23 protein-coding genes are annotated in these 24,676 nt (G+C 73.0%); 9 read left to right on the top strand and 14 right to left on the bottom strand.

Annotated elements, in window-relative coordinates; genetic code table 11:
• Window positions 1-20: 20 nt before the first annotated feature.
• Window positions 21-464, bottom strand: a complete 444-nt coding sequence (locus tag J3P44_RS20275) for a MarR family winged helix-turn-helix transcriptional regulator (RefSeq protein ID WP_255892288.1) — start codon at window positions 462-464, stop codon at window positions 21-23.
• 85 nt (window positions 465-549) lie between these two features.
• Entirely contained in the window at window positions 550-2,028 is a 1,479-nt protein-coding gene (locus J3P44_RS20270) for an NCS2 family permease (protein ID WP_255892287.1), read from the bottom strand.
• A 69-nt stretch (window positions 2,029-2,097) separates the two neighbouring features.
• On the opposite strand from J3P44_RS20270, the gene J3P44_RS20265 reads away from it, so the two are divergent.
• Window positions 2,098-2,385: a DUF2530 domain-containing protein gene (locus tag J3P44_RS20265; protein ID WP_255892286.1), complete on the top strand. Its 288-nt coding sequence runs from the start codon at window positions 2,098-2,100 to the stop codon at window positions 2,383-2,385.
• An 85-nt stretch (window positions 2,386-2,470) separates the two neighbouring features.
• A complete protein-coding gene (locus J3P44_RS20260) occupies window positions 2,471-3,070 on the top strand; it encodes a class I SAM-dependent methyltransferase (RefSeq protein WP_255892285.1) in 600 nt (199 codons plus the stop codon).
• Window positions 3,071-3,085: 15 nt separating this feature from the next.
• On the opposite strand, the gene J3P44_RS20255 is transcribed toward J3P44_RS20260, so the two are convergent.
• A complete protein-coding gene (locus J3P44_RS20255) occupies window positions 3,086-3,880 on the bottom strand; it encodes a DUF3027 domain-containing protein (RefSeq protein WP_255892284.1) in 795 nt (264 codons plus the stop codon).
• Window positions 3,881-3,978: 98 nt separating this feature from the next.
• On the opposite strand from J3P44_RS20255, the gene J3P44_RS20250 reads away from it, so the two are divergent.
• Window positions 3,979-5,421, top strand: a complete 1,443-nt coding sequence (locus tag J3P44_RS20250; RefSeq protein ID WP_255892283.1) for an MFS transporter — start codon at window positions 3,979-3,981, stop codon at window positions 5,419-5,421.
• Here J3P44_RS20250 and J3P44_RS25225 read toward each other — a convergent pair.
• Window positions 5,418-5,813: a cold-shock protein gene (locus J3P44_RS25225; protein WP_308212285.1), complete on the bottom strand. Its 396-nt coding sequence runs from the start codon at window positions 5,811-5,813 to the stop codon at window positions 5,418-5,420. The two genes, J3P44_RS20250 and J3P44_RS25225, sit on opposite strands and share 4 nt — an antisense overlap.
• 184 nt (window positions 5,814-5,997) lie before the next feature.
• Between J3P44_RS25225 and J3P44_RS20240 the strand changes: the two genes are divergently transcribed.
• Entirely contained in the window at window positions 5,998-8,109 is a 2,112-nt protein-coding gene (locus tag J3P44_RS20240; RefSeq protein ID WP_255892282.1) for a S8 family serine peptidase, read from the top strand.
• A gap of 73 nt (window positions 8,110-8,182) precedes the next feature.
• On the opposite strand, the gene J3P44_RS20235 is transcribed toward J3P44_RS20240, so the two are convergent.
• From J3P44_RS20235 to J3P44_RS20210, 6 genes are all read right to left on the bottom strand, one after another.
• Window positions 8,183-9,553 (bottom strand): MFS transporter, encoded by a 1,371-nt coding sequence (locus J3P44_RS20235; protein ID WP_255892281.1) that lies wholly within the window; start codon window positions 9,551-9,553, stop codon window positions 8,183-8,185.
• A 54-nt stretch (window positions 9,554-9,607) separates the two neighbouring features.
• On the bottom strand, window positions 9,608-10,375 hold the full coding sequence (locus tag J3P44_RS20230) for a 3-hydroxybutyrate dehydrogenase (protein ID WP_255892280.1): 768 nt from the start codon (window positions 10,373-10,375) through the stop codon (window positions 9,608-9,610).
• 92 nt (window positions 10,376-10,467) lie between these two features.
• Window positions 10,468-12,303, bottom strand: coding sequence for a helix-turn-helix domain-containing protein (locus J3P44_RS20225; protein ID WP_255892279.1), 1,836 nt, complete (start codon window positions 12,301-12,303; stop codon window positions 10,468-10,470).
• A 69-nt stretch (window positions 12,304-12,372) separates the two neighbouring features.
• Window positions 12,373-13,605: an RDD family protein gene (locus J3P44_RS20220; protein WP_255892278.1), complete on the bottom strand. Its 1,233-nt coding sequence runs from the start codon at window positions 13,603-13,605 to the stop codon at window positions 12,373-12,375.
• A gap of 14 nt (window positions 13,606-13,619) precedes the next feature.
• Window positions 13,620-14,747 (bottom strand): FHA domain-containing protein, encoded by a 1,128-nt coding sequence (locus J3P44_RS20215; RefSeq protein ID WP_255892277.1) that lies wholly within the window; start codon window positions 14,745-14,747, stop codon window positions 13,620-13,622.
• The gene (locus J3P44_RS20210) at window positions 14,744-15,559 is read right to left on the bottom strand and encodes a PP2C family protein-serine/threonine phosphatase (protein WP_255892276.1); all 816 of its coding nucleotides are present in this window, start codon (window positions 15,557-15,559) and stop codon (window positions 14,744-14,746) included. The genes J3P44_RS20215 and J3P44_RS20210 overlap by 4 nt, the downstream gene beginning before the upstream one ends.
• Before the next feature lie 276 nt (window positions 15,560-15,835).
• Here J3P44_RS20210 and J3P44_RS20205 point away from each other — a divergent pair, with 276 nt between their 5' ends.
• From J3P44_RS20205 to J3P44_RS20195, 3 genes are read left to right on the top strand one after another with little or no spacing between them, the layout of a single operon-like run.
• Window positions 15,836-17,896: a helicase-associated domain-containing protein gene (locus tag J3P44_RS20205; RefSeq protein WP_308212284.1), complete on the top strand. Its 2,061-nt coding sequence runs from the start codon at window positions 15,836-15,838 to the stop codon at window positions 17,894-17,896.
• A 33-nt stretch (window positions 17,897-17,929) separates the two neighbouring features.
• Window positions 17,930-18,457, top strand: a complete 528-nt coding sequence (locus J3P44_RS20200; RefSeq protein ID WP_255892275.1) for a CGNR zinc finger domain-containing protein — start codon at window positions 17,930-17,932, stop codon at window positions 18,455-18,457.
• A 57-nt stretch (window positions 18,458-18,514) separates the two neighbouring features.
• The gene (locus J3P44_RS20195) at window positions 18,515-20,164 is read left to right on the top strand and encodes a DNA repair helicase XPB (protein ID WP_255892274.1); all 1,650 of its coding nucleotides are present in this window, start codon (window positions 18,515-18,517) and stop codon (window positions 20,162-20,164) included.
• A gap of 19 nt (window positions 20,165-20,183) precedes the next feature.
• Here the strand turns inward: J3P44_RS20195 and J3P44_RS20190 are convergent, their stop codons facing one another.
• From J3P44_RS20190 to J3P44_RS20180, 3 genes are all read right to left on the bottom strand, one after another.
• Window positions 20,184-21,224, bottom strand: coding sequence for an NAD(P)-dependent alcohol dehydrogenase (locus J3P44_RS20190; RefSeq protein WP_255892273.1), 1,041 nt, complete (start codon window positions 21,222-21,224; stop codon window positions 20,184-20,186).
• Window positions 21,225-21,292: 68 nt separating this feature from the next.
• A complete protein-coding gene (locus J3P44_RS20185; RefSeq protein ID WP_255892272.1) occupies window positions 21,293-21,754 on the bottom strand; it encodes a MerR family transcriptional regulator in 462 nt (153 codons plus the stop codon).
• A gap of 49 nt (window positions 21,755-21,803) precedes the next feature.
• The gene (locus J3P44_RS20180) at window positions 21,804-22,343 is read right to left on the bottom strand and encodes a P-loop NTPase family protein (RefSeq protein WP_255892271.1); all 540 of its coding nucleotides are present in this window, start codon (window positions 22,341-22,343) and stop codon (window positions 21,804-21,806) included.
• Window positions 22,344-22,430: 87 nt separating this feature from the next.
• Between J3P44_RS20180 and J3P44_RS20175 the strand changes: the two genes are divergently transcribed.
• A complete protein-coding gene (locus J3P44_RS20175) occupies window positions 22,431-23,306 on the top strand; it encodes an oxygenase MpaB family protein (protein WP_255892270.1) in 876 nt (291 codons plus the stop codon).
• A complete protein-coding gene (locus J3P44_RS20170) occupies window positions 23,303-23,884 on the top strand; it encodes an HD domain-containing protein (protein WP_255892269.1) in 582 nt (193 codons plus the stop codon). The genes J3P44_RS20175 and J3P44_RS20170 overlap by 4 nt, the downstream gene beginning before the upstream one ends.
• 3 nt (window positions 23,885-23,887) lie before the next feature.
• Here the strand turns inward: J3P44_RS20170 and J3P44_RS20165 are convergent, their stop codons facing one another.
• A complete protein-coding gene (locus J3P44_RS20165) occupies window positions 23,888-24,610 on the bottom strand; it encodes a GntR family transcriptional regulator (RefSeq protein ID WP_255892268.1) in 723 nt (240 codons plus the stop codon).
• Window positions 24,611-24,676: the final 66 nt, after the last annotated feature.

Raw genomic sequence — 24,676 nt, 5'->3', positions numbered from 1 at the left:
GTGACTCCTCAGTCAGTCAGTCAGTCGGTCAGGGCAAGTCGGGCGAGGATCGGAGCGGCCTCGCGCAGGGTGGCCCGCTCGGCGGGCGTGAGGTGGCGCAGCTGCTGGGCGAGCCAGGCGTCGCGGCGCTGCCGGTCGGCGAGGACCGCGGCGCGACCCGCGTCGGTGAGCGAGACGACCACCTGGCGGCCGTCGGTCTCGTGCGGGCGGCGCTGGACGTAGCCGTCGGCCTCCAGGCAGTTGACCGTGCGGGTCATCGACGGCGGCTGTACGCGCTCGGCGCGGGCCAGGTCGCCGACCGTCTGCTCCCCCAGGCGCACGAGCAGCCCCAGGACGACCATCTGCCCGATGCTCAGGTCGTTGTCGGGGTGGCGCTCGGAGACCAGGCGTCGGCGCATGCGCATCACGGCGGCGCGGAGCTCGGAGGCGAGCCCGGCGTCGGTGCGGAGGTCAGCAGTCGGCATGGTAGTTAGCATAACTCATTACCTGTGCTAACCATTCCCGACCGGGCACCTTCTCGCGCCAGTACGGGGAAGTGCCCGGTCGGTCTCAGGTGAGCCAGGAGGTGAGCGGGTCGATCGCGAAGTAGACCAGGAAGAGCGCGGCGACGATCCACAGGAGCGGGTGGACGTCGCGGGCCTTGCCGAGGACGAGCTTGATCAGGACGTAGGCCAGGAAGCCGGCGCCGATGCCGACACTGATCGAGTAGGTGAAGGGCATCAGCACGATGGTGAGGAAGGCTGGGATGGCGATCTCGAGGTCGTCCCAGTCGATGGCCTTCACCTGCTGCATCATCAGGAAGCCGACCAGCACCAGTGCGGGGACGGCCGCCTCCGACGGGATCGCCTCGACGACCGGCGCGAGGAACGTCGTCAGCAGGAACAGCAGGCCGGTCACGATCGACGCGAGGCCGGTGCGGGCGCCCTCGCCGACGCCGGACGCCGACTCGATGTAGGACGTGTTGGAGGAGACCCCCGCGGCCCCGCCGGCGATGGCGCCGACCGAGTCCACGATGAGGATCCGCTGCGAGTGGGGTGGGATGCCGTCCTCGTCGTTGAGGCCGGCCTCGGCCCCGATCGCGGTCATCGTGCCCATCGTGTCGAAGAAGTCGGCGAGCAGCAGGGTGAAGGCGAGCAGCACGGCGGCCAGCACGCCGACCGAGGAGAACGCTCCGAAGAGGGAGAACTCGCCGAGGGTGCCGAAGTCGGGCACCTCGACGAAGCCGTTGAGCTCGGGGACGTTGAGCGACCAGTTGCCCGGCCCGTCCTGGGCGACCGAACCGAGGTCGAGGGCGGCCTGGACGACGAACGCGAGCACCGTGGTGGCGACGATCGAGATCAGGATCGCCCCGCGGACGCGACGTACCCAGAGCGCGACGACGAGGATGACGCCGATCGCGAAGACGAGCACCGGCCAGCCGGTCAGGGTGCCGCCGTTGCCGAGCTGGACCGGGACGGTCGTCTGGAACGCGTCGGGGATGCGGGTGACGAACCCCGCGTCAACGAAGCCGATCAGCGCGATGAAGAGGCCGATACCGACCGAGATCGCGATCTTGAGCTGCTGGGGCACGGCGAGGAAGACGGCCTTGCGGAAGCCCGTGAGCACGAGGACGAGGATGATGAGCCCCTCGAGCACGATCAGGCCCATCGCGTCCTCCCACGTCGACCGAGTGGCGATGGCGTTGGCCACGAACGCGTTGAGGCCGAGCCCCGTCGCGAGCGCCAGCGGGAAGTTCGCCACCGAGCCCATGAGGATCGTCAGCACGCCGGCGACGAGCGCGGTGCCGGCCGCGATCACCGGGAGGTTGGACCCGTCACCGGGTCCACCACCGAGGAACGCCCCGGTGGAGTCCGGGACGAATCCGAGGATCAGCGGGTTGAGGACCACGATGTAGGCCATCGTCAGGAACGTGACGACACCGCCGCGGACCTCGCGCCCGACGGTGGAGCCTCGCTCGGTGATCTTGAAGAATCCGTCGAGGCCGCTGGCCCGGCCCGGTCGCGGTGCGGTCTGGGTGTCGTCGCTCACGAAACGGAGTCTGGCAGAAGACTGCCGCGTCCCATGCTCGCGCCACGGCTCGCGTGTAGCGTTCTGGACGTGGACCTGGGCGACGAGCAGCCGACGAAGCACGAGATCGGCAACCGCACCTTCATCGTCGCGCAGGTGGAGCCACTCGACGTCGACGGCGTGCGCACCACCGAGGTGGGGACCGCGCTGTGGCTGCTGGGCTTCCTCGGCCTGCTGCCGTTCTGGGGCGCCCTGGAGGACAGCGGTCGTACGTGGTGGCTGTGGACCTGCCTCGCGGGCTTCGGCCTCGGGCTCTGCGGGCTCGAGTACTGCCGCCGCAGGCGCAAGGAGCGCGCTGCCCAGCAGGCGCGCCCATGAGCACGCCGCGGGGACCCCGCATGAGCACCCCACGACGTTCTTCTCCTCCGCTGCGCTCCCCCGAACAACGCCGCGGGGACCCCGCATGACCCTCCCGCCGACTCGATGGGAGCTCGCCGGCGAGGCCAACCGGGGCTACGGCGAGACCTTCGCCCAGCGCGTGGCCGAGGGCGCGGACATCGATGGTGAGGCCCGGTTGGCGGACGCGCTGGCCCCGCGGGGGGCACGCGTGCTCGACGTCGGCTCGGGCATGGGCCGGGTCGCCGCCGCCCTGCAGGCCCGCGGCCACCGGGTCGTCGCCACCGAGCCGGACCCCGCGCTGCGCGCCCAGTCGCGGGCGACATACCCCGACCTGGATGTCCTCCCCCACCAGGCGCTCGAGCTCGACCCGGCCGAGCTCGGCTCCTTCGACCTCGTGGCGGTCGTCGGCAACGTCATGCTCTTCCTCGGCGAGGGGACCGAGCGCCGGGTGCTGGAGCGCGTGCGTGACCTGCTCGCCCCGGGTGGTCGGGTGCTCGTCGGGTTCCACCTGACCCCGATCAAGGCCGGCAGCCGCACCTACCCGGCCGACGAGTTCGTCGCCGACGTGACGGCCGCCGGGTTGCGCGTCGTGCACCGGTTCGGCAGCTACGAGCTGCACGAGCCTGCCGACGACTACGCCGTCTGGGTGCTCACGCGGGACTGACCGCGGCTGTGCGGCTCAGATCGTCTCGAGGTCGTCGTCGGTGAGGGTGTCGAAGGCGTGGTCGGGCATCGGCAGCGGCTGCTGCTTGCGCGCGAGCTTGACCTCCGAGTGTGCTCCGCAGCCGTGGTCGAGGCTGACGACCCTGCCGTCGTCGTTGGCGTTGCCGTTGGCGCAGACGCCGAAGGTCTCCGACAGCGAGCCGTTGAGCCGCATCAGGAACCCGCACGTCGTGCAGGTGTCGGGTGCGCTCTTCGCCAGCGGCGCGTCCGGTCCGCCGTCACCGGCGTACCACCGCTCCGCGGCCATGTCGATGCCCTCGCGGCTCAGGGTCCGCACGCGCCCCAGGCCGAGGTCCTCGGCCACGCGGCGCACCTGCGCCTTGGCGTCGGCGTCCATCGGAGGATCCAGCGGGTCGTCGCCGAAGAGGTAGGTGGGGACGAGCCGGACGTCCTCGTCCTCCACGGGCAGCAGATCGCCGGGCGACAGGTCGCCGGGCTGGAGCCGCTCCTTGTAGGGGACCCACGGCGGGGCGACGATCGCGTCCTCGCCGGGCAGCAGCACGACCTCGTTGACCGTGGGGTCCTTGGCGCGCTTGGCACGGGTCAGCGTCACCGACCAGTACCAGCCCGGGTAGCCCGGGCGCAGGCAGGCGAAGTGGTGCGTGACGAGGCGTTCCCCCTCGGCGCGGGCGCCCAGGTGCTCGCCCACCTCCGACGGCTCGGCGACCTCGAGGACGACGTCCCGTGCGAGGTCGACGGCCTTGGCGAGGGCCGAGTCCGGCTTGCCGGCGCGCGGCACGAGAGAGATCACGCGTGCATCATCGCAAACAGTCGGTGATCCTGTCCCGTCGGGACGGCAGGCGGGACGTCGTACGCGTCGTGTCGGGCCGGTAGTCCAAGATGGTGCCCGTGACCCACGACCGCCCCGACCCGTCCCCGGGGCAGCAGTCGGAGCGGTCCGCCAGCACGCGTTCCCAGGTCTCCTCCGGCGTACGCCGCTCGCTGGCGGGTGCCGCCCGCGGGATCCGCGCCGCCGGCCGCGGAGCGCGCGTGGCCGGTCGGGGCGCCGGCACCGCCGGCCACTACGCGGTCACCCAGGCGCGGCGCGCGGCGCGAGCCGAGGGCGCCGGTGACTCCGGCCTGTCCCGGCTGATCGAGCTGCACGCCTTCAACGCCGCCGGTGACGCCGCGGTGGCGATCTCCCTTGCCGGCACGCTGTTCTTCCAGGTACCCACCGGCGAGGCGCGGGGCCAGGTGGCCCTGTTCCTGGGCCTGACGATGCTTCCGTTCGCCATCGTGGCACCGCTGATCGGACCCTTCCTCGACCGGTTCAGCCACGGCCGCCGCTGGGCGATCGGGGCCACCATGGCGACCCGTTGCTTCCTGTGCTGGGTGCTCGCCACGGCGGTCGTCACCGAGTCGGGGTGGCTCTTCCCGGCGGCGCTCGGCTGCCTGGTGGCGTCCAAGGCGTACGGCGTCACCCGGGCGGCTGCCGTGCCGCGCCTCCTGCCCCCCGACCTGACCCTGGTCAAGGCCAACGCCCGGGTCTCCCTCGCCGGTGTGGTCGGCGCCGGCATCTCTGCGCCGCTCGCCATCCTCGCCTCGACGTTCGGGCCGGAGTGGTCGCTGCGCTACGGGTTCGTGGTCTTCGTGCTCGCGACCATCTGGGCGATCCGCCTGCCCGAGAAGGTGGACGCCAGCCAGGGCGAGGGCGAGCTGGTGCTGACCGGCTCGACGACCCCCACCAGCACGGGTCGTCGGCCTCGCACGCGGATCCCCGCGGCGGTGGCGTTCGCGCTGCGCGCCAACTGCGGGCCACGCTGGCTGTCGGGCTTCCTCACGATGTTCATGGCCTTCCTGCTGCGCGACAACCCGATCGGCGACTGGAGACCCGAAGTGCTCCTGGGCCTGGTGATCGGCGCCGCCGGGGTCGGCAACACCCTCGGCATCGCCGTCGGCTCCATGCTCCGGCGGCTCAACCCTGCCCTCACGGTGGTGCTCGCCCTGCTGGCCGACGCGGTCGTCGCCGTGGTGGCCGCCCTGTTCTACGGCCTGCCAACGCTCGTGCTGCTCGGCCTCACCGCGGGGCTGGCGCAGGCGCTGGCCAAGCTGTCCCTCGACTCGACCATCCAGCGCGACGTGCCCGGCCGGATCCAGGCGAGCGCCTTCGCCCGGTCCGACACCACGCTCCAGCTGGCGTGGGTCATCGGCGGCTTCGTCGGCATCGCGATGCCTCTGATGCCGCAGCTGGGCCTGGGCGTCGCCGGTGCCGTGCTGGCGGCGTGGGCGACGTTCGTGCTGGCCACCCGGCCGCGGCACACGCCGTCGCGTGCACCCGGTCGGTCGACCTAGATCTCGAGCTCGTCGGCGAGGGCGCGCAGCACCTTCGCCGTGCCGCGGGCGGCGGCGCGCTCGGGGTGCCGGCCGCGGCGGTAGGTCTCCTCGACGCCCTCGAGCATCTTGATCAGGTCCTCGACGATGGTGACCATCGCCTCCGGCTGCTTGCGCTGCGCGTTGCGCTGGTTGCGGGTGACCGAGGCGGGCGCGTCGACGACGCGCACCTGCAGTGCCTGGTCGCCACGTCGACCCTGGGCGATCCCGAACTCGACCTTGGTGCCTGCCTTGAGCGTCGCGATGCCCTCGGGCAGGGCGTCAGAGTGGACGTAGACGTCCGGGCCGTCCTCCTGGGACAGGAAGCCGAAGCCCTTCTCCGCGTCGAACCACTTCACCTTGCCACTGGGCACGGGTCTTCTCCACTCAACTCAGCTCACGACACCACGTGGTTTCACGGGCGCGGCACAGGATAGGCGTCCGCCCCTACTCGCCACCAACAGGTTGTGCCGCCCGCCGTTGATCGGCGGCACCACTGCTGCCACCATGGGCGCGGGAGCTCGGCAGCACGGCAGGTGCGAAGGAGGTGGGGGGACCATGCGGGCACGAACTGGGGGGCAGATCCTCGGCTGCGGCCTGCTCGCGCTCGCGCTCACCCTGCCGACCACCGGTGTCGCGCTGGCCGACGACGCTCCGTCCGGGCCGGTCGCCACGCCGCCCCTGACGCTCGTCACGCTCCACGGCGCCGGGAGCGCGGCCGGCGGCAAGGACGCCGCCCAGCTGCTCGCCCGCCAGGACGCGCTGCTGCAGGCTATCGGCGCCGACGAGCCCGTCTACCGCTGGACCACCGCACTCAACGGCTTCGCCGCTCGGCTCACCGCGAGCCAGGTCTCCCTGCTCGACGACCAGCCCGGCATCGCGGCGATCGAGACCGACCAGGTCCGTCCCCTCGCCGGACGTACGTCGCTGGCGGCGGTCCGCGGCGTCTCCACCAGCCCGCGCCTCCGCGGTGGGGCGGGCGTCGTGATCGGCGTGGTCGACTCCGGCATCGCCCCGCAGTCCCCCGCGTTCGCCGAGGTCCCCGGGCTGGGCCGCGACCCGCGCGACTTCGCGGGCGCGTGCGCCGAGGGCGAGGGCTGGACCGGCGAGGACTGCACCCGCAAGATCGTGGGCGCCCGCTGGTTCGTCGACGGGTTCGGGTCGGAGCTGATCCGCTCGTCGGAGTCGCTGTCGCCCCTCGACGCCCTCGGGCACGGCACCCAGGTCTCCTCGGTCGCCGCCGGCAACGCCGGGGTGAGCGTCCGGGTCGACAACCGCGACGCCGGCCACTTCGGCGGCGTCGCGCCACAGGCCCGGATCGCCGCCTACAAGGCGTGCTGGGGCGCACCAGACCCCTCCGACGACGGGTGCTCGACCGCGGACGTGGTGTCCGCAGTGGACGCCGCGGTGGCGGACCGGGTCGACGTGCTGAGCCTCGCCCTCGCCGGCGGCGGAGGCATCGACACCCTCCAGCGCGCCCTGCTCGGTGCTGCCGAGGCCGACATCGTCGTCATCGGTGCGGCCGGCAACGCCGCCGGCGCCGCCTATGCGGCGCACGCCGGTCCGTGGGTCACGACGGTCGGTTCCGCCGTCGGGCGGATGTCGCGAGGGCGGGTCAGCCTCCCGGGCGGTGGCTCCTTCACCGGCGGCGGACGCCCCGTCCGCGTGCAGGGTCGCGCGGTGCTCGCGCAGGACGCCGCGGCCCCCGGGGTGTCGCGGCACGCGGCCGGGCAGTGCCGCAGTGGCGCCCTCGACTCCCGGCAGGTCGCCGGGCGCATCGTGGTGTGCCGCCGCGGCGGCATCGCGCGCATCGACAAGTCCGAGTCCGTCGCCCAGGCCGGCGGACGCGCCATGGTGCTGGTCAACCTGCGTCCCGGGTCCGTCTCCGCTGACTTCCACGCGGTCCCGACCGTCCACCTCGCCGCCACCGCCGGCCGCCAGCTGAGCCGGTGGGTGGCCCGCCACCCCCGCGCGCGCCTGCGGATGTCCCGCGTGACGGGCGACCCCGGCACCCGCCGTACGGCCCCCTGGAGCGCGTCTGGTGACCCGCGCGGGCCGGCCCTCAAGCCCGACGCCGTCGCCGACGGCGATGCCGTCCTCGGCGCCGTGCCCGACTCGACGGGCCGCAGCTGGGGGGTCTTCAGCGGCAGCTCGGCGGCCACGGCCCACGCGAGCGGCCTGGCTGCGTTGCTGCTGGGCGAGCGAGACCGGCCTGCTGCCGTGGTCCGCTCCCTGCTCGTCACCTCCGCGCGCCCGATCCGGGGTGCGTCCGTGTTGGCCCAGGGATCGGGCGCTCTTCCCGGCCGTGCCCCGACCGGACACCTGGCGCTGGACGTGGCCGCCGACGCCTGGCGCCGCGCCCTGCGCACGCACCGCCTCGCCGACCTCAACGCCAGCTCGATCCTGCTGTCGGCCCGGCAGACCACGGCGGTGCGGACGGTGACCAACGTCGGCCCCCGTGCCGAGTACTTCTCCGTCACGGCCCGCGGTTTCACCTCCCACCGCGTCACCGTCCGCCCGCTCGCCGTACGCCTGGCGCCGGGGCAGTCGGCCCGCTTCACCATCACGGTCTCCGGGCCCACGACTCCCGGACGCCTCGACGACGGGGAGCTCGTGTGGCTCGGTGCGCTCGGCGGGGTCACCCGGGTCCCGGTCGCGCTGACCCGCTGAGGCCGCTGACCCCACTGACGAGACGGGCCGCCGTCCCCGAGGGGACGACGGCCCGTTCCAGGCGGTCGAGGTATCAGTCGCTCAGCACCCGGTCGTGGCGCAGCGAGGTCGCCTTGGTCTCCTTGGCGAAGAGCACCGCGACGATGGTGATCACCGACGCGATGGTCATGTAGACCGCCACCTTCGAGACGTTCTCGGTGCCCGAGCTGGCGTCGCCGAGGAGATCGATCGCGATGATCGGGGCAAGCGCGCCGGCGAAGATCGAGGCGAGCTGGTAGCCGACCGATGCTCCGGTGTAGCGCACCGACGTGCCGAAGAGCTCGGAGAAGAACGCGGCCTGAGGGGCGTACATCAGGGCGTGCAGCATCAGGCCCACGACGATCGCCAGGATGATCTTGGTCTCCGAGCGCGACGCGATCAGGTCGAAGAAGATCCACGACCACGCGGCGACGCCGACGGCACCGGCGAGGTAGAGCGGACGTCGCCCGACCCGGTCACTCAGCGCACCGACCAGCGGAATCGTCACGAAGTGCACGATCGAGCCGATCAGGAGGGCCTTGAGGATCAGCGGCTTGTCGTCGGCCGTGCCTGCGTAGAGGGTCAGGAACGAGATCGAGATGATCGTGAAGAGGTAGTAGGAGATGTTCTCCGCCATCCGCATGCCCATGGCCACGAAGACCTCCTTCGGGTACTTGCGGAAGACCTCGAGCAGCGGCACGTGCGCCTGGTCCTTGGCGGCGAGCTCGCTCTTGGCGTCGGCGAACACCGGTGACTCCTCGATCGAGAGGCGCACCCACAGGCCCACGCCCACCAGCACGGCGCTCAGGAGGAACGGCACGCGCCACCCCCAGGACTCGAACGCCGAGTCCGACTGCACCGCGGCCAGCACCCACAGGACCCCGGTCGCGAACAGGTTGCCCAGCGCCACGCCGGCCTGCGGCCACGAGGACCAGAAGCCACGCTTGGAGTCGTCCCCGTGCTCCGCGGCCATCAGGACGGCACCGCCCCATTCGCCGCCCACCGCGAAGCCCTGGAGGAGGCGGCACAGCAGGAGGAGCAGCGGCGCCGCGACGCCGATGGACGCGTACGTCGGCAGGAGGCCGATCGCGAAGGTCGCCACCCCCATCAGGAACAGCGAGAAGACGAGCATCTTCTTGCGGCCGACCTTGTCGCCGAAGTGCCCGAACACGATGCCGCCGAGCGGACGCGCGACGAAGCCGAGGGCGTAGGTGCCGAAGGCCAGCAGCGTGGCCGTGGCGGGCTCGCTGTCCGGGAAGAACAGCGTGCCGAAGACGAGCGCCGCGGCCGAGCCGTAGAGGAAGAAGTCGTACCACTCGACGGCGGTGCCGATCAGCGACGCGAAGACGACCTTGACGATGTTGGTGCGCTCGGGGCCTGCGCCCGGCGCGCCGGTCCCGGTCGTGGTGGAGGTGTCGGTGGACATGGTCGAGCCTTTCATCGGGGGTGACGGTGGGGCGATGTGGGGAGGTTGTGTGGGTCAGGCGGCGCTCCAGCCGCCGTCGAGGATCAGGGAGGAGCCGGTCATGGAGGTGGCGGCGGGGCCGCAGAGGAAGGCGACGGCGTCGGCCACCTCCTCCGGCTCCACCAGGCGCTTGAGGGGCGTGCGGGCGAGGAGCACCGTGTCCAGCACCTCGTCCTCGGCGATGCCGTGGGTGCGGGCCTGGTCGGCGAGCTGGCCCTCGACGAGGGGGGTGCGGACGTAGCCGGGGCACACCGTGTTGCTGGTGACGCCCTTGTCGGCGCCCTCGAGCGCGAGGACCTTGGAGAGCCCCTCGAGCCCGTGCTTGGCGCTGACGTAGGCGGACTTGTACGCCGATGCCCGGTGGCCGTGGACGCTGGAGACGTGGACGATCCGGCCCCAGCCCCGGGCGTACATGCCCGGCAGGACGCGCCGGGCCAGCAGGAAGGGGGCGTGGAGCATGAGGGCGTGGATGGTGCGGAACTGCTCGGGGTCGAAGTCCTCGACCGGCGCGACGTGCTGGACACCGGCGTTGTTGACGAGGATGTCGACGTCGAGGTCCAGCGACTCGATCTCGGCCTGGTCGGTCAGGTCGGCGACGTGCGCGGTGCCGTGCACCTGGGCGGCGACCTTCGCCACCCCCTCCTCGTCACGGTCCACGAGGTGGACCTCGACACCGCTCGCGGCGAGCCGGGCGGCGACCGCGGCGCCGATGCCGCTGGCGGCTCCGGTCACCAGCGCGCGTCGCCCGTCAAGGGCGGGTGCAGCTGTTGGGATGCGGGTCATGGGCATCACCGTAAGGAGCCGAGTGACGGACAGCACATGGCCCGCGGGGCCATAGTTCTGCCTTCCTCGTGTGCTCTCGGCACAGGGCTGCGTCAGTCCGCCTGGAGCCGAGCCAGCCTCAACGCGAGCTGGAGGTCGAGGGCACGACCCGGGTCGCGCCACCCGGCACCCAGGAGCTCGCCGATCCGGTCCAGGCGCTGGGTCACGGTGTTGGGGTGGACGTGAAGCGCGGCGGCGGTCTCCTTGAGGTGACCGCCGCTGGCGAACCACGCCTCGAGGGTGTCGACGAGCCCCGTGCCCCGGCGCGCGTCCCAGTCACGCACCGGACCGACCATGGCCTCGACGAAGGCCGTGACGTGCTCGGGCTCGTTGTCGCCGAGCAGCAACCGGGCGACACCGAGCCCGGCCGGGTCGCTCACCTCGCCGCGGCGGCCGAGGCGCACGAGGGTGTCGAGGCAGCGACGGGCCTCGCCGTGGGCAGCGACGAGCCGGTCCTCGTGCAGCGCGTCGCTGGTGGCGGCGACGCCGACCGTGGCCACGCCGCCGACCCCCGCGACGACCGACTGGAGCTCGGCACCGACGCGGTGCGGATCCTCGCTGGGCACGACCACGACCACTGCGCCGCGGTGCTCACCGGCCAGGCCCGACATCCGGCGCGCGAGAGCCACCGCCGCCCGGCTCGCGCGGTGCCGGTCGGCCCCGTCGACGGTGGCCGCGGCCACGACCACCGGGCCGTCGAGGCTCGCGCTGTGCCGGCGTACGCGATCGCGCAGGCGCTCGCGGGCCTCGGCGTCGGCCTCGAGCAGGTCGACGAGGAGCTGTCCGCCGAGGCGCTCCTCGGCATCGGTGACGGAGCGGGCGAAGAGCAGCACGAGCGCCGTGACCAGCGCCCCGCGCTCGAGCGTGCGACGCCCCGCCAGGTCCAGCGGCTCGTCGCGGCGCAGGACCAGGGTGGCGACGTGCTCGGTGCCGGCGAGGGCAGCGGCCACCAGCCCGGACTCGATCACCACCGAGCGACCCGACGAGGCTGCAGCCATCACGGCATCGGTCCACGCCAGACCGGGGTCCTCCCCCGCCTGCAGCTCGCCCGCCGGTGTCCAGATCGAGACGTCGCCGTCGAGCACCGAGGACAGCACCTGCACGACCTCCGCGACGCCGCCGCCACTGATCAGCAGGTCGGTGAGCCGGTCGTGCGCGAGCGCTGCGGCATCGACCGCCTCGGTGTGCCGGGTGAGCGACCGGTTGGCCTCGTCCAGCTCGGCGAACAGGCGCGCGTTCTCCAGCGCCACCACGGCGTGGGCGGCGAACGAGGTGAGCAGGCTGACCTCCGCCTGGGGGAAGCGGCGTACGGAGCGGTGCACGGCCAGCAGCGCGCCGATGACGACGCCGTCGAGGACCAGCGGGACCCCGAGGATCGCGCGGATCTGCTCGCCGGCCACCGCCTCGTCGATGTAGCCCTGGTGCACGAAGCGCTCGTCGGTGGCGTAGTCCTCGGTGAAGTAGGCGGCTCCGGTCTGGGCGACCAGGCCCAGCAGCCCGGTGCCGAGCGGGAGCCGCAGGGTCTGGAACTCGCGGGTCAGGGCACCGTCGGTGACCTTCATGTAGGACGCGCCGTCGCCCTCGTCGTTGAGCGAGAGGTAGGTCATGTCGCAGTGCAGCAGCTGGCGGGCGCGACGCACGATCGCGGCCAGGATGGTGTCGACGTCGCGGATCGCGGTGAGGTCCGAGGCGGTCTCGTAGAGGGCCGAGAGCTCGGCCTCCCGCGACCGCATCCGGGTCATCAGGTCGCGCAGGCGCAGGGCGACGTCGTACTCATCGCGGACCATCGCGGCCTCGTCCGCCCCGAGCCCGCGCTCGGTCTGCGCGAGGTGCTCGTCGAAGGCAGCCAGGGGCGCCTCGTCGTAGAGCAGGTCGAGGAAGGTCGCCACGGGCACATCCTGCCGTCCCGTCCGGCCGTGCGCACCGGTGGTGCGCGACCGCTGCGCCAGATCCCGGCCTCAGGCCTCGCGGGTGATGGTCATCTCGCGGTCGCCGTAGACGACCTTGTCACCGTGCACGAGCGCGGCCGGCTTGCCCGGTGCGAGCTGCCGCGAGACGCCGTGGCGCACGAGCACGGTCCCGTTGGTCGAGCCCCGGTCCATCACGACGATCGTGCCGTCGGACGCAGGCCCGAACTGGGCGTGCGTCTTGGAGACGGACATGTCGGCCGAGGACAGCGGGATCAGGTGCGCCACCTGCTCGCCGGTGCGCGCCTCGGGGCGCCGCCCGACCAGTGCCAGACCGGCGATCACGAAGCTCTCGCCGTTGTCGAAGTGCACACGCCAGCGGGGCGGTGTCGCCGGCACGCGCGCTGCGGGCAGCGGCACCTGGTGCGGCATCTGCGGTGGACGCTGCTGCTGGGGCGGCGGGGCCTGGGAGGGCATCGGGGCGGGAGGGCCGGGCTGCTGCTGGGGCGGCGGGGCCTGGGAGGGCATCGGGGCGGGAGGGCCGGGCTGCTGCATTGCGTGCTGCGGCGGGGGCGGCGGACGGGGATCGTGCCGTGGCGGAGCCATCTGTGTGGGCGCCTGGGCCTGCGCCGGCACCTGCGGCTGCGGCTGCGTGGGCGGTCCGGGTGGCGCGGCGAGGTCCGCGGGCACGGGCTGGCGGCGCACGGAGTGCTCGGTGCGCTCGGGAGTCCTGACCGCCTCGACCTGCGGTGCGGGGATGAGTCGCATCGCGGTGAGGTTCACGATGTGGCGCGGCCCGTCGTCGGCGTCGCCGTCAGCCACGTCCTCGACTGGGCGTACGTCGACCACCACCGTCCTGGTCAGGTGGTCGTGCCAGCCGCGGCGCTGGCGGCCGCGGTCCTCGACCGCGGTCCAGGCCAGGGTGGCGATGCCGATGCCGAAGGTGGGCAGGCCCGAGGCGCCGAGCACGAACGAGCGCAGCAGGGCCGGGCCCACGCCGATCGGGGTGCCGGCACCGTGGTGGACCACCCGCAGCCCGCACATCGCCTTGCCGGGCGAGCTGCCGCTGACTCCCAGGGCGATCGCGAACACCAGCCAGAGCAGCACCATCGCCCCGCCGACGACGCCCACCACGGTCCAGACCTCGTCGGAGACGAGGACCACCGTGAGGACCCCGGTCGCGGCCAGCAGGCTCCAGGCGAGCAGGCGGTCGATGGCGAAGGCGGTGAACCGTCGCTCGAGCTGGGCGATCGGATAGGTGATGGCGTGCGGCGGCTGGGTCACGGCGGTGAGGGTGCTCAGGGGTTCGTGACCTGGATGGTGACCCCGTCACCGAGGTCGAGGACGGCGCCGGGGATCAGGCTGACGGCGATGCCGGGCTTGAGCTCCTCCGCGTCGAGGCCCGGCTGGGCCAGCACGGTGCCGTTGGTCGAGCCCAGGTCGGTCGCGATCGCGGAGCCGTGGTCCGCGCCGGCGCCGGGTCGGATCTCCAGGTGGGTCGAGGAGATCTCCTGGTGGGGACTGGCCACGGTCACCACGTGCGGCTGGTCGTGCGATGCGAAGCGCCGGGCCTCGGGGGCGCGCCCCACGAGCACGGTGCGGTCGACGGCGACGACGTCCCCGGTCGAGAAGACCAGCGACGCGACGGGCTGCGACACCACATCGGGAGCGATCTCCTGGCCGGGGATCGGCGGCCGGTCGAAGTCGACGGCCGGCGGCCCCGCCATGGTCTGGCCGTCGCGGTCGGTCCAGTCGTCCTGGACGGCCGGGGTCTCTCCCGTCGGCGTCGGGTCGTCCTCGGGCTCGCCGAAGGTCAGCGGCGCGGCGGCCACGGGCTCCGGCGTCGGTGTCGGCGTCGGCGTCGGCGTCGGATCGGGCGTCGGTGTCGGCGTCGGATCGGGTGTCGGCTCCGGCTCGGGCACGACCGACAGGACCGGTTCCTCCTGCGCGACGGCCGGGGCCTCCGGGGGCACCGGAGGGGCGGTCGCGGCGGGCAAGGACGGCGTACCGAACTCCACGACCGAGACCCGCGAGAGGCCGGGGGTCAGGAGCTGCTCGGCCGCGCCGTCACCGGTCAGGGTGATGCGGATGCTGGTGACGCCGGTGACGAGCCGCTCCGCCCAGGCGGTGCCGGGGGTGGCGCGTACGATCTCGTCGCCGGTCGTCGAGGAGACGGCTGCGCTGGGCGCGCCGCGCACGATGAGACGGGTCGCGTCGTCGTCGTGGGCCACCAGGGCGAAGTGGTCGAGCGAGGACAGGCCGCCGGCGAGCAGGGCGTCGAGGACGGCGTCGGCGTCGGCGCCTGCATCGGTCAGGTCCCACAGCTCGGCCACGCGGCCGCGCTGGCTGCCCGGGAGCACGACCGTGACCCGCTCGCCGACCACGGCGTACCAGTCCCCCGCCGCGAACCTGGCCTCTGTGCTCACAGTCGTCCCCCAAGCTTGGATTCGAGACTCTCCAGCTGGCGCTGGGAGTCATAACTGGCGTCCTTCACCAATCCCACCACATCCACGACGACCGCTGTCGCGTTGTCGCGACCGCCGGCCGCCACCGCCGCCCGGACCAGCTCGTCGGCGGCGTCGCGCGGGTCGGCGACGGTCTCGAGGATGTCCTGGATCTCCTCGTCCTCGATCATCCCGGTCACGCCGTCGCTGCAGAGCAGCAGCCGCTCGACGGATCCGAGGGGCAGCAGGAAGAAGTCGGGATCGATGCCCTCGGGACTGCCCAGGGCACGCGTGATGACGTGCCGCTCCGGGTGGACGGCCGCCTCCTCGGCGGTGATCTGGCCGGAGTCGATCAGCTCCTGCACGACCGAGTGGTCGACGCTGATCTGCTCGAGCCGGCCCTCGGTGATGCGGTAGATGCGGGAGTCACCCAGGTTGGCCAGCAGCCACTTGGGCACGCCGTTGTCGTCGACCAGCACCGCGACCACGGCGGTGGTGCCGGCGTGCCACCCGGGCGAGAGCGCGCGATGGGCGTTGCCGTAGTCGACGATCCGCGCCTGCGCCCGCGCGAAGGCGTCGGCGACGTGCTCGGCGCCCCGGGCGGGGTCATAGGCCCCGGCGAGGCGTTGGAACTCCTCGACCACCATCTGGCTGGCCACGTCGCCGCCGGAGTGCCCGCCCATGCCGTCGGCGACGACGAAGACCGGCGGGGCGACCAGGAAGGCGTCCTCGTTGACCTTGCGCACGAGGCCGACGTCGCTGGACGCCCCGTGGTGCAGATCGACATTCCTCATGCCCGGCCCTCTTCGCCCCGTGTCGAGATGTGGGGCGGCGGCACCGACCCGGCGAGTAGCGTAAGAGGGATGTCCAGTCGAGGGCGGGCGACACCCGCGCGAACTCTTGCCGACCAGCTCCGGGGCTGGCCGGACGAGCGGCTCGTGGCGCTGCTCAGGGCCCGTCCAGATCTCGCCACACCCGCCCCTCAAGATTCGTCGCAGCTCGCCTCACGGGCCGCCACACGTTCGTCGATCCACCGCTCCCTCGACGGCCTCGACCGTCTGGAACTTTCCGTGCTTGATGCCCTGCTGGTTGCAGGTCAAACCACCTCGGAGGGTGTGATCTCGATCGTCCGGGCCGACGAGGCCCGTACGGCGCGCGCGCTCCAGCGGCTGCTCGACCTCGCCCTGGCATGGGAGGTACCGGGCGGCATCCGGGCCCTGACCGGGGTCGCCGACGCGATGCGCGGCATGCCGGCCGGCATCAGCGGGCTCCGCCCGAGCAGTCCCGAGCCGGCCTCCCCCGAGGAGGTCACCGCCCGGCTCGCCGGGCTCAGCCCGGCAGCCATGGCACTGCTGCGCCACGTCGACGCCCACGGCGGGGAGGGCACCACGGGGTCGGCGCGCCGTACGGTCTCGCCCGACCAGGCGGCGACGCCCGCCGAGGAGCTGATCAGCCGCCGGCTGCTGGTGCCGCGCGAGGGACACACCGTCGTCCTGCCGGGCGAGGTCGGCCTGGCCCTGCGCGGTGGACGCACGACGACCGAGCCGGTGGACCAGGTGCCGGAGCTGGCCACGAGCTCTCGCGACGCCGCACTCGTGGCCCGCACCGCGGCGGGCGCCGCGTTCGACGTCGTACGCCGGGTGGAGCTGCTGCTGGACCACTGGGGCGTGCAGCCGCCGAGCGTGCTGCGCAGCGGCGGGCTGGCCGTCCGCGACCTCAAGGCCGTGGCCCGCGAGCTGCATGTCGACGAGGAGGGTGCGGCACTGATCGTCGAGGTGGCGCTGGCCTCCGGGCTGATCGCCGAGGGCGCCGAGCCCGACGGCACCCCTGCCTGGCTGCCGACCGACGAGTTCGATGTCTGGTCGGGGCGGTCGACCTCCGAGCGGTGGGCCCGGCTGGTCGACGGCTGGCTGGCCAGCAGTCGCGTGCCGTCGCTCGTCGGCTCGCGCGACGCGGCCGGGAAGTCGTGGAACGCCCTGGCCCCCGAGCTGTCCTCCGGCCTCGCCCCCGAGGCGCGCCGGCTGGCCCTGCGCGTCCTGGCCGAGCTGCCCGAGGGCGAGGTGCTCGCCGCCGGCACCGGCATCGCGTCGGTGGTGCAGCGGATCGGCTGGTTGCGTCCGCGCCGGCCAACGGTGTTCTCCGACCTGGTCACCGCAGCGCTCGGCGAGGCCGCGGTGCTGGGCGTGAGCGGCGCCGGGGGCCTGCCGCCCAGCGGCCGCCTCGTGGCCGCGGACGACCTCCCGGGAGCCGCGGCCGCCATCGACCCCCACCTCCCGCGACCCGTCGAGCAGGTCCTGCTGCAGGCGGACCTCACCGCGGTCGCGCCCGGGCCGCTGGAGACCGAGGTGGCTCGACGGCTCCACCTGCTCGCCGACGTCGAGTCGCGCGGCGGGGCCACGGTCTACCGCTTCTCGTCGGGCTCGTTGCGCCGCGGCTTCGACGCCGGCTGGTCGGCTCTCGAGGTGCGCGACTTCCTGACGTCCGTCTCGCAGACCCCGGTCCCCCAGCCCCTCGAGTTCCTCGTCGACGACGTCGCCCGAACGTTCGGCTCGGTGCGGGTCGGGCACGCGGAGGCGTTCCTGCGTGCCGACGACGAGGCGGCGCTGGCCGCGCTGGTCCACGACCCGCGGGCCCGGACGCTGGGACTGCGACTGCTCGCGCCGACGGTCGCGATCGCCACCTCGCCGCTCGACGTGCTGCTGCCGCGACTGCGCGAGCTCGGCGCGGCACCGGTGGTCGAGGCGGCCGACGGGACCGTGCGGGTCAGCCGGCCCGACCTCAGGCGGGCCCGCACCCGCCGGGGCCGCCGTCCCGCCGGTGCGGTCGAGGCTCGGCAGGCCGCCCAGGTGCAGGCCGTCGCCACCGCGATCCGCGCCGGCGACCGCGCCGAGTCCTCACGACCCTCGAGCGCCGAGGCGACGACCCCGTCCGGGGCACTGGCCGCGCTGCGGGACGCGATCGAGACGGGCAGCACGGTCGTCATCGGCTACGTCGACAACCACGGCGCCAACGGCGAACGGGTCGTCGACCCGCGACGGCTCGACGGCGGACGGCTGTCGGCCTTCGACCACCGCGCGGACGACGTACGCGAGTTCGCGGTGCACCGGATCACCGGCGTCCGGCAAGCCTGAGCGCGCCAGATCTCACGTCCGTAGAGTGGCGACGTGGACTTCATCCGTTACGCCGAGCGCGCCGCCGCGCTCGTGAACGCCGAGCTGTCGGACGAGGCGGCCCTGCGTGAGCACCTCGCGGACCGCTCGTGGCTGCACCGCTCGGTGGTCCTGGCCGACGTGACGTCCCTGCAGTCCTTCCAGGCCGAGCTGCGCCCGGTGTTCGAGGCCTCCGACGTCGACGACGTACGCCTGGTCGTGGGCTCGCTCAACGACCTCCTCGCCAGCCACCCGGTCACGCCGATGATCTCCGACCACGACCCCGACCACCTCCACATGCACGTGGCCAACCGGGCGGCGTCGGTGGCCGAGCTGCTCATCGGTGAGGCGCTGATGGGCCTGGCCACCCTGGTGTGCGACCTCGGCGCGACCCGCCTCGGCATCTGCTCCGAGCCGCGGTGCGACAACGTCTTCGTCGACACCTCGCCCAACCAGTCGCGTCGCTACTGCTCGGACCGGTGCTCGTCGCGGGCCAACGTCGCGGCGTTCCGCGCCCGCCAGAAGGCCGCGTCGGCCCGCTGAGCCGCCTCTCCCGGTCGCGACCGACGGCCGCGCGGGGGCCGTCCGTAGTATTGCCGGGTGAATGACGGTCCCCTCATCGTCCAGTCGGACAAGACGCTCCTGCTCGAGGTCGACCACCCCGCGGCACCGGAGGCGCGCAAGGCGATCGCCCCCTTCGCCGAGCTCGAGCGCTCGCCCGAGCACATCCACACCTACCGCCTCACCCCCCTCGGCCTCTGGAACGCGCGCGCAGCCGGCCACGACGCCGAGCAGGTCGTCGACGCGCTGCTGACGTGGTCGAGGTACGCCGTCCCGCACGCGCTGCTCGTCGACGTCGCCGAGACGATGGGGCGCTACGGCCGGCTCCGGCTGGAGAAGCACCCGGTCCACGGGCTGGTGCTGTCCTCGCTCGACCGGCCGGTGCTGGAGGAGGTGCTCCGCGCCAAGAAGATCGCCGGCATGGTCGGCGCCCGGCTCGACGACGACACCGTCGCGGTCCACCCGAGCGAGCGCGGCAACCTCAAGCAGGCCCTGCTCAAGCTCGGCTGGCCGGCCGAGGACTTCGCCGGCTACGTCGACGGGGAGGCCCACGACATCGACCTCGCCGAGGACGGGTGGACGCTGCGCCCCTACCAGCGCGCGGCCGCCCAGTCCTTCTGGGACGGTGGCTCCGGCGTGGTCGTCCTCCCCTGTGGGGCCGGCAAGACCCTCGTCGGCGCGGCCGCCATGGCCCACGCCCAGGCCACCACGCTCATCCTCGTCACCAACACTGTCAGCGCGCGCCAGTGGAAGGACGAGCTGGTCGCGCGCACGTCGCTGACCGCCGACGAGATCGGCGAGTACTCCGGCGCGGTCAAGGAGGTCCGGCCGGTCACCATCGCCACCTACCAGGTGCTGACGACCAGGCGGAAGGGCATCTACCCGCACCTCGAGCTGCTCGACGCCCGCGACTGGGGGCTCATCGTCTACGACGAGGTGCACCTGCTGCCCGCGCCGATCTTCCGGATGACCGCCGACCTCCAGGCCCGCCGGCGCCTCGGCCTGACGGCGACCCTGGTCCGCGAGGACGGGCGCGAGGGCGAGGTGTTCTCCCTGATCGGGCCCAAGCGCTACGACGCCCCGTGGAAGGACATCGAGGCCCAGGGCTACATCGCGCCGGCGGACTGCGTCGAGGTGCGGGTCACCCTGCCGGACGGCGAACGACTGGCCTACGCCACCAGCGACCCCGACACCCGCTACCGCCTCGCCTCGTGCACCCACGCCAAGATCGACGTCGTACGCCGTCTCGTGCGCCAGCACGCCAGCCAGCCCACCCTCGTGATCGGTCAGTACATCGACCAGCTCGACGAGATCGCCGAGATGCTCGACGCACCGGTGATCAAGGGCGAGACCCCGGTCAAGGAGCGCCAGCGGCTCTTCGCCGCCTTCCGCTCCGGCGAGATCGGCCTGCTCGTGGTCAGCAAGGTCGCCAACTTCTCCATCGACCTGCCCTCGGCCGAGGTCGCCATCCAGGTCAGCGGGTCGTTCGGGTCGCGCCAGGAGGAGGCGCAGCGGCTCGGGCGGCTGCTGCGACCCAAGACCGAGGGCCGCAGCGCACACTTCTACACGATCGTCTCCCGCGACACGGTCGACGCCGACTTCGCCCAGAACCGGCAGCGGTTCCTCGCCGAGCAGGGCTACGCCTACCGCATCATCGACGCCGGCGACCTGACCCCCGACCCGAGCTGAGGCCCGCCGGGCCGAGAGCTCAGCCCATCGTGCTCGTGTCGATCACGAACCGGTAGCGCACGTCGGAGGCCAGCACGCGCTCGTACGCCTCGTTGACCTGGTCGGCGCTGATCACCTCGACCTCCGAGGCGATGCCGTGCTCGGCGCAGAAGTCGAGCATCTCCTGGGTCTCGGCGATGCCGCCGATCATGGACCCGGCGAAGGAACGGCGGTTCGTCAGCAGCGAGAAGACGTCCAGGCTGAGGGGCTCGGCCGGGGCACCGACGTTGACCAGGGCGCCGTCGACCGCGAGCAGGCAGAGGTAGGCGCTGACGTCGATCGGGGCGCTGACCGTGTTGATCACCAGGTCGAAGGAGCCGGCGAGCGCGTCGAACGTGCCGGGCTCGCTGGTCGCGAAGTAGTGGTCCGCGCCGAGGCGCAGGCCGTCCTCCTGCTTCTTCAGCGACTGCGACAGCACGGTGACGTCGGCGCCCATGGCGTGGGCGATCTTGACGGCCATGTGGCCGAGCCCGCCGAGGCCGACGACGGCGACCTTCCTGCCCGGGCCCGCGTGCCAGTGCTTCAGAGGCGAGTACGTCGTGATGCCGGCGCACAGCAGCGGCGCGGCGGCGGCCGGGTCGAGGCTGTCGGGCACCGAGACGACGTAGTCGGCGTCGACGACGACGTGGGTGGAGTAGCCGCCCTGGGTGGTGGTGCCGTCGCGGTCGGTGGCGGCATAGGTGCCGACCATCCCCCGGGCGCAGTACTGCTCGTCACCGCGACGGCAGTTGTCGCACTCGCCGCACGAGTTGACCATGCAGCCCACGCCGACGCGGTCGCCGGTCCGGTGGCGGGTGACCGAGGAGCCGACCTCGGTGACGGTGCCGACGATCTCGTGGCCCGGCACGACGGGGAAGGGCTGCGGACCCCAGTCGCCGTTGACGGTGTGGATGTCGGAGTGGCAGATGCCGGCGTACTCGATGGCGATGAGCACGTCGTTGGCGCCGACCTCACGACGCTCGATGGTGGTCGGGGCCAGCGGCTGGCCGGCGGACGGTGCTGCGTAGGCGTTGACGCGCATGCTGAAGTCTTCCTTCGTCTGGTGAGGGGTGGGGTGCGGAGCCCGGGCGGTGGGCGCCCGGGAGGTGACTAGGCCTTGCCGACCCGCCGGAGCTCGTCGGCCAGGGCCCGCGCCTCGACGGAGAGCTCCTCAGCGCGAATCGCGTCGCCGGCCTGGACGGCCTGCCAGTAGGCGATCTTGAGCTGGACGTAGCGCTGGCGCAGGGCCAGCGCCTCGGCCTCGGTCGCCAGCCTCCGCTGCTGCTCGGCAAGGAGCTGCTCCTGGTCGGCGGCGGCCTCGGCGCCCAGCCGGTTGTTGGCCATGTACTGGCGCATGTCGCCCACCGACATCCCGGTCGCGGCGAGGCAGGCCACCCACATCAGCTGGTCGAGGTCGCCCTCGTCGTAGACGCGGTGCTTGCTGCTCGCTCCGCGGCTGATCGGGCTGATGACCCCGATCTGCTCGTAGTAGCGCAGCGTGCTGGCCGGCAGCCCGGTCAGGGCTGCGGCCTCCTTGATGGAGTAGCTGCGGGGAACGGTCGAGGCGGTCACGTCATCGACGGTAGGAACTTCGAGTACTCGAAGTCAAAGGTCCCCTGGGTCACAGCGTCGTGCCGGCACCCAGCGAGTCGAGCACCGCGCCGAGCTCGCGCGGATGGCGCACCAGCACCACGGGCGGCACGCCCGGATCCGCGGCCCACGCACGCATCCGGCTCCGCTTGCGGGCGAAGGACTGGAAGTGCCAGCGGATGATCGAGTCGCGGCTGACCATGTTGCGCCACGTCTCGACGTTGCCGTTGCAGCGCGGCTGCTGCGTGATCGCCCCCGACACCGTGCGGCGCACGAGCCGCCAGAGCGACAGCCACCTCGGGTAGTCCAGTCCGATCACGAGCTCGGCGCGTGGGAGGACGAGGTCGAGCCACGCGCCGTACGACGAGTCGAGGACCCACCGCTCGCCGCGGGTGATGTCCCCGATGATCCGTCGCTGCTCGTCGCCGTCCACCGGCACCCACCCGGGCAGCCAGGTCAGCTCGTCGACGAGCGTCAGCGGCAGGCCCGTGACGGCGGCGATCTGCGCGGCAGCCGTGCTCTTGCCGCTCCCGGTGACGCCGTAGACGAGGATGCGATCGGGCGGGGGCACAGAGGTCCTCTCGTCGTCGGCGAAGCCTGCTCGTGGCGGGTTCGAGCAAACCACGACCGTGTGCCCGTACGGGCTAGCCTCGACGGCGTGAGTCTCCGCCAACGCCTCGGCGCCGAGCTGTTCCGCAAGGTCGCCGGACCCAACGGCCAGCAGGCGCGGCAGCGCGTGCACGGGTCGCCGGGCCCGCGGTGGTTCGAGCCGGGCTCCCCCATCGGCCGGGTCCACGGTGACGCCTCCATGTTCGTCGGCGGCATCCGCGCGATCATGCTGCAGTCCCTCCATCCCTCAGCGATGCAGGGCGTCGCCGACCACTCCGGCTACCGCGGCGACATGTGGGGCCGCCTGGCGCAGGTCTCCACCTACATCGCCATGACGACCTTCGGCCCGGAGGAGCACGCCCTGCAGGTCATCGGCGCCGTCCACCGCGCCCACGAGTCGGTGGTGGGAACAATGCCCGACGGGACGCCGTACGCCGCCAACGACCCCCACCTGCTCGGCTGGGTGCATGCCGCGGAGATCGACAGCTTCCTGATCGCGCACGACACCCACGGGCACCGCCCGCTCGTCGGCGCCGAGCGGGACGAGTACGTCGCCCAGACCGCCCACGTCGCGCGACTCGTCGGCGTCACCGACCCGCCGACGACGGAGGCCGGGCTGCGCGCGACGCTGGCGGCGTACGAGCCGGAGCTGCGCGGCACGCCCGCCGCCCGCGACGCGATCAGCTTCCTCATCTGGCACCCCGACCTGCCGCTCGCCGCGCGTCCGGCCTACCTCTCGCTCGTGGCCGCCGCGGTCACGCTGGCCCCCGAGCTGGCCAAGCGTGAGCTGGGGCTGCCCCACCTGCCGGTGCTGGAACGGACGGCGGGCCGGGCCCTGGGGTCCGTCGCGACCGGCGCCATCCGGTGGGCGATGGCGCCCGGGCACGCCGAGGCACGCGCCCTCCAGCGGACGGCGGCGCGGTGAGCCTCGCGGACCGCTGGCCTCTGCCGAACCACCTCGACCTGCGCGACGAGCTCCTGGCGGCCTGGGACCGTGCCGGCTACCACGACCTGCTCCACCTCACCGAGGTGCTCGACCGGCTCGACCAGCTCGCGGACGCCGGCGCGGACGTCGACACGACCGTGGTCCTCGCTGCGTGGTTCCACGACGCCGTCTACGACGGCGGACCCGACGACGAGGAACGGTCCGCCCAGTGGGCCGAGCGCGTGCTGCCCCCGGACCACGCCACCGAGGTGGCGCGGCTGGTGCGGATGACGGCGCACCACCGGCCGGCCGACGACGACCCGGCGGGCTGCGCCCTCAGTGACGCCGACCTCGGCATCCTGGCCGCACCGAGGGAGCGCTACGACGCGTACGTCGCGGGCGTGCGCGCCGACTTCTCCCACGTCGGGGACGACGACTTCCGCGTCGGGCGCTCGGCCGTGCTCAGCGACCTGGCCGCCAAGCCCCACCTCTTCCACACCTCGCAGGGCCGTGAGCTCTGGGAGGCATCGGCGCGCGCCAACCTCGATCGCGAGCTGCGCGAGCTCGATCGGCGGTGAGCCTCAGTGGTCGGCGAGCTGGAGGTAGACGGTGAACCGGTCGTGCCGGTAGCAGGTGCGAGAGACCTCGACGATGCGTCCATCGGACACGGCTCGCCGCGCGTGGCGCAGGACCGGGTCACCTTCCGCGATCTCGAGGACGGTCGCCTCCTCGGCGCTGGCCCGGTCGGCGCTGATCGAGTCCTCGACCTCGGTGGGTCGCAGGCCACGGGCGGCGAGTGCTTCGTAGAGGCTGGTCGGCGTGCCGTGCTGCAGGAAGCCCGGCAGCAGCACCTCGTTGAGGTAGGCGTCCTCGACGCAGACGATCGCCTGGTCGGCGCGACGCAGTCGGCGCCAGTGCAGGACCGGGTCGCCCGGCGAGATGTCGAGCGCGCGGGCGACGCCGGGGCCGGCCTGCTCGACGCGGGCCAGCAGGGTCTGGGACTCGGGGAGCATCCCGCGGCGGCGGATCTCCTCGGTGAAGGAGGTGAGTCGCCCCGCGGCCTTGGGCGGCTGCGCCACGAAGGTGCCGCGCCCGGGGATCCGCTCGAGGAGTCCCTCGGCGACAAGCGCGTCGAGCGCCTGTCGTACGGTCATCCGCGCCACGCCGAACCGCGCCACAAGCTCGCGCTCGGACGGGGCGGCGGCCCCGGGCGGCTGGGCTTCGATGAGGCTTCGGACGTGCTCACGGACCTGCACATGCTTGAGCGCCCGCTGTCGCGGTACGACGAGATCGACCTGGTCCATACCGGTCAGGCTAGAACTGGGCTGGACCGGTGTCCCCGGATTGACGAAGACTGTGGTAAAGCCTTG

The organism is Nocardioides astragali (genome assembly GCF_024436375.1).
Classification (GTDB): domain Bacteria; phylum Actinomycetota; class Actinomycetes; order Propionibacteriales; family Nocardioidaceae; genus Nocardioides; species Nocardioides astragali.
Note: the sequence above shows the minus strand (reverse complement) of the source record. Positions and strands in the feature narration are given on the sequence as shown.

What these genes read in the sequence shown, in the direction of transcription:
- J3P44_RS20275 (WP_255892288.1), bottom strand. Translation starts at nt 464, where the DNA reads ATGCCGACTGCTGACCTCCGCACCGACGCCGGGCTCGCCTCCGAGCTC.
- J3P44_RS20260 (WP_255892285.1), top strand. Translation starts at nt 2,471, where the DNA reads ATGACCCTCCCGCCGACTCGATGGGAGCTCGCCGGCGAGGCCAACCGG.
- J3P44_RS20240 (WP_255892282.1), top strand. Translation starts at nt 5,998, where the DNA reads ATGCGGGCACGAACTGGGGGGCAGATCCTCGGCTGCGGCCTGCTCGCG.
- J3P44_RS20235 (WP_255892281.1), bottom strand. Translation starts at nt 9,553, where the DNA reads ATGTCCACCGACACCTCCACCACGACCGGGACCGGCGCGCCGGGCGCA.
- J3P44_RS20230 (WP_255892280.1), bottom strand. Translation starts at nt 10,375, where the DNA reads ATGACCCGCATCCCAACAGCTGCACCCGCCCTTGACGGGCGACGCGCG.
- J3P44_RS20210 (WP_255892276.1), bottom strand. Translation starts at nt 15,559, where the DNA reads ATGAGGAATGTCGATCTGCACCACGGGGCGTCCAGCGACGTCGGCCTC.
- J3P44_RS20190 (WP_255892273.1), bottom strand. Translation starts at nt 21,224, where the DNA reads ATGCGCGTCAACGCCTACGCAGCACCGTCCGCCGGCCAGCCGCTGGCC.
- J3P44_RS20165 (WP_255892268.1), bottom strand. Translation starts at nt 24,610, where the DNA reads ATGGACCAGGTCGATCTCGTCGTACCGCGACAGCGGGCGCTCAAGCAT.